General features: G+C 71.8%; 8 protein-coding genes and 1 tRNA gene. 3 read left to right on the top strand and 6 right to left on the bottom strand.

All coding sequences use genetic code 11. From position 1 onward, the window contains the following. Nucleotides 1–65 precede the first annotated feature (65 nt). From ACZ6W9_RS16080 to ACZ6W9_RS16065, 4 genes are all read right to left on the bottom strand, one after another. Nucleotides 66–139, bottom strand: a tRNA-Lys gene (locus ACZ6W9_RS16080). 707 nt (nt 140–846) lie between these two features. Beyond that, a complete protein-coding gene (locus ACZ6W9_RS16075; protein WP_389960009.1) occupies nt 847–1,245 on the bottom strand; it encodes an OsmC family protein in 399 nt (132 codons plus the stop codon). Nucleotides 1,246–1,397: 152 nt separating this feature from the next. Continuing rightward, the gene (locus ACZ6W9_RS16070; protein WP_362941347.1) at nt 1,398–1,682 is read right to left on the bottom strand and encodes a hypothetical protein; all 285 of its coding nucleotides are present in this window, start codon (nt 1,680–1,682) and stop codon (nt 1,398–1,400) included. A gap of 36 nt (nt 1,683–1,718) precedes the next feature. After that, nucleotides 1,719–2,777: an NADP-dependent oxidoreductase gene (locus tag ACZ6W9_RS16065; RefSeq protein WP_470118318.1), complete on the bottom strand. Its 1,059-nt coding sequence runs from the start codon at nt 2,775–2,777 to the stop codon at nt 1,719–1,721. Nucleotides 2,778–3,039: 262 nt separating this feature from the next. On the opposite strand from ACZ6W9_RS16065, the gene ACZ6W9_RS16060 reads away from it, so the two are divergent. Further along, nucleotides 3,040–3,408: a phage holin family protein gene (locus ACZ6W9_RS16060; protein WP_362941353.1), complete on the top strand. Its 369-nt coding sequence runs from the start codon at nt 3,040–3,042 to the stop codon at nt 3,406–3,408. A 21-nt stretch (nt 3,409–3,429) separates the two neighbouring features. On the opposite strand, the gene ACZ6W9_RS16055 is transcribed toward ACZ6W9_RS16060, so the two are convergent. Then, nucleotides 3,430–4,383, bottom strand: a complete 954-nt coding sequence (locus ACZ6W9_RS16055; protein ID WP_389960003.1) for a LacI family DNA-binding transcriptional regulator — start codon at nt 4,381–4,383, stop codon at nt 3,430–3,432. A gap of 200 nt (nt 4,384–4,583) precedes the next feature. Between ACZ6W9_RS16055 and ACZ6W9_RS16050 the strand changes: the two genes are divergently transcribed. Next, the gene (locus ACZ6W9_RS16050) at nt 4,584–5,501 is read left to right on the top strand and encodes an amidohydrolase family protein (RefSeq protein WP_470118316.1); all 918 of its coding nucleotides are present in this window, start codon (nt 4,584–4,586) and stop codon (nt 5,499–5,501) included. Continuing rightward, nucleotides 5,498–6,148: a cysteine dioxygenase gene (locus ACZ6W9_RS16045; RefSeq protein ID WP_470118314.1), complete on the top strand. Its 651-nt coding sequence runs from the start codon at nt 5,498–5,500 to the stop codon at nt 6,146–6,148. Before ACZ6W9_RS16050 ends, ACZ6W9_RS16045 begins: the two co-directional genes overlap by 4 nt. 60 nt (nt 6,149–6,208) lie before the next feature. Here ACZ6W9_RS16045 and qcrB read toward each other — a convergent pair whose 3' ends face one another. Next, on the bottom strand, nt 6,209–7,960 hold the full coding sequence (gene qcrB / locus ACZ6W9_RS16040; RefSeq protein WP_470118312.1) for a cytochrome bc1 complex cytochrome b subunit: 1,752 nt from the start codon (nt 7,958–7,960) through the stop codon (nt 6,209–6,211). Nucleotides 7,961–7,989: the final 29 nt, after the last annotated feature.

The raw sequence follows: 7,989 nt of genomic DNA, 5'->3' as shown, positions 1-7,989 counted from the left end.
ACGCGCAGCGTCGCAATGAGAAACGAAAGCCCAGGTCGGAGAACCGACCTGGGCTTCGCTGTCTGTGCGCCGCCAGGGACTCGAACCCCGGACCCGCTGATTAAGAGTCAGCTGCTCTAACCAACTGAGCTAGCGGCGCTTGCGACGGACGTAACTGTAGCAGCAGCCACGGGGCCAACGCACATCAACCGGGAGGGGGCGGACGGTACGGCCCGCCGTACGGATGACCAGGCCGGAGGGCGTCATCCGGTCCGGACCGGGGCTTTCGGTGAGGGGGGAGGCCGGGCGGTCCCCCGGCCGCCCGGTCTCCCGTCGAAGAAGCCGGGGTCCGGCGGTCGTCCGACCGCCGGACCCCGGCAGAGCGAAGGCCGGACAGCCCCCCAACTGTCCGGCCTTCTGTCGGCCGGGCGGGCAGTCCCCCAACTGCGCGAGCCCAGCCTCCTCGCGGGCCTCTCCTTCGTCTCCCCCAAGACTCCGGCGGCTCCGCTCGGGGACGCGATCCCCCTCGCGTCCTTATCCGGTGAAAAGTCTCTGCAACGCTCCCCCCGGGCTTCGCAGAACCCCTTGACCTGCTACAACAGTACAGAATCGAACGTAAGAAGCACGTCATACGCGGGTCGTTTTTGGGCCTACATCCATACTTGACCCGGTATAGCCGAACGGGTGCGCCCGCCCTCCGGCGGAGCGCTCGGCCACCCGCCGGAGAGCCCCCGCGACGCGGGGATCCCCGGCGTGGAGACGGCACGGGGACGGACCGTCAGGCGGGCGGTTCGAGGACGAGGGCCCGTCAGGCGAGCGGGTCAGGCAGAGAGCCCATCAGGCAGGCGGTTCGAGCACGGGGGCCCGTCAGGCGGGCAGTTCGAGGATGACCTCGCTCTTCTCCCGCAGTGCCCGGCTCACCGTGCAGTACCTGTCCTCGACGCGCCGGGCCACCGCACGGAAGACCTCGTCGGCCTTCTCGTCACCCTCGGGCAGCTCCACGTCGTAGGTGATGGTGATCGGCCCGAGCAGCGTGGGCTCGACCTTCTCCGCCTGGACGGTCATGGCCAGCCGGACCAGGCGGTGGCCGCGCTGGGCGGTGAGCGGCTCCACGGTGACGATGTTGCAGCCGCCGAGTGCGGCGAGCAGCAGCTCGACCGGGGTGAAGACCCCCTGCTCGTCGGCGCCGCCCATGGCGACCTCCGCCCCGCGATCGTTGCGGGCCACGAACCCGTCGTCGGTCCGCTCCACACTGACCTGCGCCATGGCGCACCTCCCCGGTTACGCCGCTCACCCTACCGAAACGGGCCGGGGGTGCGGGCCCCGGATCCGGAACCCGGACTCCGAACCCAGCCTCCGTTCCGTGGTTCGTCCCGCCTGCCTCGGTCGAGCGGGCGGGACGAACCACGGAACAGAACCTAGGCTTCGGGGTGCCTGGTCAGGTACTCGATGTAGAACGGGCGCAGCGCCTCCCCCAGCTCGCCCTCGCCGGCGGCCACCGCGTCGCTGAGCAGGGCCGAGACCCGGCTGAGCTCGTTGGCCGTCTCCTCCTCGTTGCCCGTGGACGCCTCCGCCGCCGGAATCACCTTGAGCAGCTCCCACAGGAACGCGAGATCCCCGTGGTGAACCGCGTAGCGGACCGCGCGGTCGTGCAGTTCCCGGGCCGGCAACGCCTCCAACTCGTCCGTTTCCAACCGTCCCACCTCCTCACCGCGCCTTCTGCCCTCCGATCACACTGATCATGCGTGGTCGGCCGCCAGGCGGACGATCATCTTGCCGACGTTGGCGCCGCCCAGCATGTCGATGAAGGCCCGGGGGGCGTTCTCCAAGCCGTCGACGACCGTCTCCCGGAAGGTGAGCCGGCCCTCCGCCAGCCACGGTCCCATCTCGGCGAGCATGTCGCCCATGCGGCCGGAGTGGTCGCCGACGATGAACCCGCGCAGGGTGAGCCGCTTGCCGACGGCGAGGAAGAGGTTCCGCGGCCCCGGAGGCGGTTCGGGGGCGTTGTAGGCGGAGATCGCCCCGCACATCGCGACCCTGCCGTGCGTGTGGAGCGCGCCGATGGCGGCCTCCAGGTGGTCGCCGCCGACGTTGTCGAAGTAGACGTCGACGCCGTCGGGGGCCGCCCGCGCGAGCAGGTCGTGGACCCGGCCCTTCTTGTAGTTGAAGGCGTCGTCGAACCCGAGCTCCTCGATCAGGTAGGCGACCTTCTCGTCCGAGCCCGCGCTGCCCACCACCCGGGAGGCCCCCTTGAGACGGGCGATCTGCCCGACCAGGCTGCCCACGGCCCCCGCCGCGCCGGAGACGAACACCGCGTCGCCCTCCTTGAAGGAGGCGATGTCGAGCAGGCCGACATAGGCGGTGAGGCCGGGCATGCCGAGCACACCGAGGTAGGCCGACAGCGGGATCCCCGGCGCCGGATCGAGCCGGCGGGCCTGCCCGGCGTCGAGGACGGCGTGCTCGCGCCAGCCGTACCCGTGCAGGACGAGGTCGCCGCGCGTCAGACCGGCGGTCCGCGACTCCACGACCTCGCCGACCGCGCCGCCCTCCAGGGCCTTGCCGAGCTCGAACGGCGGGACGTAGGACTCGCCCTCGTTCATCCGGCCCCGCATGTACGGATCGACGCTCATGAAGAGGTTGCGGACGAGGATCTGACCGTCGCGCACGTCGGGCGGCCCGGCGTCGGCCATCTCGAAGTCGTCCTCGGTCGGCCACCCCGAGGGCCGCGAGGCGAGCCGGATCTCACGGAATGTCGTGCCGCCCGCGAACCGCGGGCCGCCGGACGTCTGGTCTGCCATGGTGAAGCCCCCTCGGCCTTCGTGTCCGTTCACCGGAGACGTTCCGCATCCGGCGAACGGGACCATCCCCACATCCGGGCGGATCTCTCACCCTGTGACCGAACACACCGCCCCGGGCTGCGGCGACGCCCGTTCCCCGTGGGTGACACCCCCGTGGCGGCGCCGCCGTGACCACCGCCGCGGGCGCGAAGTGGCTAGGGTCCGGGTAGGCCCGCGCGGCGGGCCTACCGTCCGTCCGACTCTCCTGCGAGGATGCCCAGGCGTGAGAATCATCATCAAGATCGTGGCCGTGGCGGCCGCCCTGTGGGTGGCCACCCAACTCGTGCACGGCATCAAGGTGTCCGCCTCCACCACAGCCGCGGAGATCGGCACGCTGCTCGCGGTCGCCCTGGTCTTCGGCGTCGTCAACGCGGTCCTCAAGCCGATCATCAAGACCGTCGGCTGTGCCTTCTACGTGCTCACCCTCGGGTTGTTCGCCCTGGTGGTCAACGCCGGCCTGCTGCTGCTCACGAGCTGGCTCGCCAAGCAGTTCCACCTGGCCTTCCACGTGAGCGGGTTCTGGGCGGCGTTCTGGGGCGCGATCATCATCGGCCTGGTGAGCTGGCTGCTGGACCTGGTGCTCGGCGACTGAGCCGCTCGCGGCGGGCGGGGCTCAGCCGACCGAGCCCCGCCCGCGGAGCTGGGGTGACTGGACGATGCGCCGGTGGCGGCTCTCGCCGTCCGCCGCGTCCACGACCGTGCCGACGGCGGCCCGGACGATGCGGTCGATGTCCCAGTCGACGGTGGTCAGCGGCGGGGTGAGCAGCCCCGACATCGGGTGGTCGTCGTAGCCCATCACCGAGACGTCGAGCGGGATGCGCAGGCCGTCCGCGACGGAGGCGGCGTAGACGCCGTAGGCGATCGAGTCGGAGAAGCAGAAGAACGCCCGGTGCCCGGCGGCGAGCGCGCTCCGGGCGACTCCGGTGGCGGCGGCCGGGGACTGCGGTGCGGTGATCACTTCGATGTCCAGCGCCAGCCGTTCGGCCTCGGCCAGGACGTGCACGTCGGCGGGGCGGTCGGGGGTGCTGGCCCGGGTTGGGGTGAGGACCGCCAGCCGCCGGTGCCCCCGGTCGCGCAGGTGCTCCAGTGCCAGGGTCACCCCCGCGCGGTTGTCGAAGACGACCTCCCCCGCCGTACGGGCCCCGGCCAGCGCGTCGCCGATCGACACCACCGGCAGGCTCTCGCACAGTTCGGCCCAGAACGGCGCGGCCGGATCGACCGGCTGCACGATCAGGGCGTCCACCCGCTGGTCCCGGAGCTGCCGGGCCAGCGTGCGCTCCCGCGCCGGGTCGCCCGCGGCGTCGAGGATCAGCGCGTAGCGGTCGTTGTCCTTCAGCGCCCGGCCGATGCCGACGGCCAGGGCCTGCTGCCAGAGGTCCTCCAGGGATCCGCAGAGCAGGCCGATCATCCCGGTCCGGCCGCTGGCCAGCGCGCGGGCGATGGGGTCGGCCTCGTAGCCGAGCTCGGCGGCGGCCCGCCGTACCCGCTCGATGGTCTCGCCGGACACCTGCATCCCGCGCAGAGCGTACGAGACCGAGGCAGGGGACAGGCCGGTGGCCTTCGCCACCTCACGTATCGTCGCTCGTTTCCGTGGCTGGGGCACCAGCCCAGGGTATGTCGCGGTCCGCCCCGGCAGGGGTCTCCCGCGCGGTATTCCGCTGTTTCAGCCTGTCACCTGGGGCGGTCCGACACGCCATCGCAAGAACGAGGATGCGGGCCGCCCAATTACCTGTATTCTAGGTAGGGAATAACAGAAGGGAGGTTCCGATGACCGTTGACGTGCACCAGCACCTGTGGACACCCGCGTTCACCGACGCGCTCCGACGCCGTACGGCCGCGCCGCGCCTCGACGGCTGGACGCTCCACCTGGACGGCGAGCCTCCCTACGAGGTGAACCCCGCCGACCACGACCCGGCCACGCGCCTGGCCGCCGACCCCGGCCTCGACCTGGCGCTGGTCTCGCTGTCCAGCCCGCTCGGCGTGGAGTCGCTGCCGCCCGAGGACGCCTGGCCGATCATCGACGCCTACCACGAGGACGCCCTCGCCCTGCCCGCCCCCTTCGGCGCCTGGGCCGCGACCTGCCTGAGCGACATCGACCCCGGCGCGCTCGCCGGAGCCCTCGACCGGGGGGCGGCCGGGCTCCAGCTGCCCGCCACGGCCGTGGGAGACGCCGCCGGCCTGGCGCGGGTCGCCCCGCTGCTCGACGTGCTCGCCGAGCGGGACCTGCCGCTCTTCGTGCACCCGGGCCCGGCCGCGCCCGCCGTACCGGCGGCGGGCCCCGGGGCGCCCGCCGCGCCCGGGTGGTGGCCGGCCGTCGTGCCGTACGTGCAGCAGATGCACGCCGCCTGGTTCGCCTTCGCCGCCTTCGGCCGCCCCCGCCACCCCGGACTGCGCGTCTGCTTCGCGCTGCTGGCGGGCCTGGCACCGCTCCACTCCGAGCGGCTGGCCCGCCGGGGCGGCGACGGCCGGGGAGAGGTGGACCGCGACGTGTTCCTGGAGACCTCCTCCTACGGCCCGCGCGCCATCGACGCGATCGTGCGCGAGCTCGGTATCGACGTGGTGGTCAACGGTTCCGACCGTCCCTACGCCGAGGCCCCCGACCCCGCACTCGGCGAGGCCGCCCGGCACGCCGTCACGGTGGTCAATCCCAACCGCCTGCTGAACCGGAAGGAGACCGGAAGATGAACCAGGTGATCGCCCCGGCCCGGGAGCGGCACGCGCTCCCCCAGGGGCCGGGCACGGACGGCACGGGCGGCACGGGCTACGAGAGCCTGCCCGCGCGCCCCCTCGACCGGCGCGAGCTGCGCACCCTCGTCGAGGAGCTGGCCGCCGACCCGTCGCGCTGGGAGCGTCAGGTGGACTTCCCCGCCGAGGGGGGCCGCCACTACGCCTCGCTGCACCGCGACTCGCACGTCGACGTCTGGCTGCTGTGCTGGCGGCCCGGGGACGACACCGGCTGGCACGACCACGACATCTCCTCCGGGGCCGTCAGCGTGGTGGCCGGGGCGCTGCGGGAGTGCAACCCCAGGATCGGCGGCGAGCACGTGGAGACGCTGATCGAGGCCGGGGAGTCGTTCTCGTTCGGTCCCGACCACATCCACCGGCTGAGCGGGGCGGCGGAGGGCAGCGTGTCGATCCACGCCTACTCCCCGCCGCTGTGGCGTCTCGGGCAGTACTCGATCGACGAGGGCGGGGTCATGCGCCGCGTCTCGGTGAGCTACGCCGATGAGCTGCGGCCCGTGGACCCGTCGGAGGAGCCGCCGGGGACGCCGGACGCGCCGGACGTGCCGGACGTGCCGGACGTGCCGGTCGGCGAGGCCGTCCCCGTCTGACGTGGCCGGCCCCCACGGGGCCGGCCCGGCCGATGGGGCCGGTTCCCGGGCGGGGCGCGTCTAGCGGGGACCGCCGTTCCCGGCCGTTCCGCCGTTTCCGCCGTTTCCGGTCGCGCCACCGCCCTGGCCCGCGCCGCCGCCCCGGCCGCCCGCTCCGCGGGTGGCCATGACCGCGTGCTCCTCCTCCTCGTGCCTGCGGTACTCCTCGTGGCTCTCCTCCAGCGGCACCTTCTCGCCGCCGTAGGCCCGGCTCATCCTGGCCCGGAGTCTGCCGAGCCGGCCGCGCAGCTCCTCGGGCGGGACCGCGCCCTCCCCGTCGCCGTTCCCGTGACCGTTCCCGTGGCCGTCTCCGGCCCCGTGCAGGACCGGGATCAGTTCCTTGCCGCGGACCCGGTCCTCGAGGTCCGGGGTCGGCGGAGCGTGCACCTCGACGTACTCGCCGTTGGGCAGCCGCTTGATGACTCCGGCCTCCACGCCGTGGGCGAGGATCTGGGAGTCGCGGCGCTGCAGGCCGATGCAGATCCGGTAGGTGACGAGGTACGCGAGAGCCGGCCCCAGGAAGATCAGGACGCGGCCGATGTAGATCAGGTCGTTCATCGAGAAGTGGAAGTACGCGGCGATCACGTCGTTGGAGGCGGCCAGCCACAGGATGCCGTAGAAGGTGACCGCCGCCATGCCGATCGAGGTGCGGTGCGGGTTGTTGCGGGGCCGGTCGGCGATGTGGTGCTCGCTGCGGTCGCCGGTGACCCACCGTTCCAGGAACGGATAGAGGACCAGGCCCAGCACGATGATCATGAGCGGGACCAGCGCCGGGATCAGCACGCTCAGCGTCAGCGTGTAGCCGGCGAAGTCGATCTCCCAGCCGGGCATCAGCCGGAGCGCGCCGTCCAGGAACCCCATGTAGAAGTCGGGCTGGGTGCCGGCCGAGATGTTCGCCGGGTTGTAGGGGCCGAACAGCCAGATCGGGTTGATCTGCGCGAAGCCGCCCAGCAGCGCGACGGTGGCGAAGGCGAACATGAAGTACGCGCCCGACTTGATCATGAAGGCGGGCCAGAACGGCGAGCCCACCACGTTCATGTTCGTGCGGCCCTTGCCCGGCATCTGGGTGTGCTTCTGCACCCACATCAGGATGAGGTGGGCGGTGATCAGCGCCAGCAGCACACCCGGGATGAGCAGGATGTGCAGCGAGTAGAACCGGGCGACGATGTCCTCACCCGGGAACTCCCCGCCGAAGAGCAGGAAGGTGGACCAGGTGCCCACGATCGGGATCATCTGGGCGATGCCCGCGGTGATCCTCAGGCCGGCGCCGGACAGCAGGTCGTCGGGCAGGGAGTAGCCGGTCAGGCCCTCGGCGAGGGTGATCAGCAGCAGGGCGACGCCGATCAGCCAGTTCAGCTCGCGCGGCTTGCGGTAGGCGCCGGTGAAGAACACGCGGAGCATGTGGATCATCAGGCCGCCGATGAACAGCAGGGCCGCCCAGTGGTGCATCTGCCGCATCAGCAGGCCGCCGCGCACGTCGAAGCTGATGTTCAGCGTCGAGGCGTACGCCTCGGACATCATGACGCCCTTGAGCGGCTCGTAGGAGCCGGTGTAGGCGAGTTCCTGCATGCTGGGTCTGAAGAAGAACGTCAGGAACGTGCCGGTCAGCAGCAGGATGACGAACGTGTAGAGGGCGATCTCCCCCAGAAGGAAAGACCAGTGGTCAGGAAAGATCTTCCGTAGGTTCCGCCGGAGGAAGTTCCCCGCCCCCAGGCGATCGTCCAGGAAGCTGCTCGTGCTCGCTATGGGCTTCGGAACGGTTCCGCTGCTCACGCGTGGCCTCCGTTCTCAGGGCCTCGGCT

The sequence above is a fragment of the Streptosporangium sp. NPDC053982 genome (assembly GCF_055585205.1).
The sequence above is the reverse complement of the archived record's forward strand: the minus strand, read 5'-3'. Positions and strand labels throughout refer to the sequence as shown.

What these genes read in the sequence shown, in the direction of transcription:
- ACZ6W9_RS16075 (WP_389960009.1), bottom strand. Translation starts at nt 1,245, where the DNA reads ATGGCGCAGGTCAGTGTGGAGCGGACCGACGACGGGTTCGTGGCCCGC.
- ACZ6W9_RS16065 (WP_470118318.1), bottom strand. Translation starts at nt 2,777, where the DNA reads ATGGCAGACCAGACGTCCGGCGGCCCGCGGTTCGCGGGCGGCACGACA.
- ACZ6W9_RS16050 (WP_470118316.1), top strand. Translation starts at nt 4,584, where the DNA reads ATGACCGTTGACGTGCACCAGCACCTGTGGACACCCGCGTTCACCGAC.
- ACZ6W9_RS16045 (WP_470118314.1), top strand. Translation starts at nt 5,498, where the DNA reads ATGAACCAGGTGATCGCCCCGGCCCGGGAGCGGCACGCGCTCCCCCAG.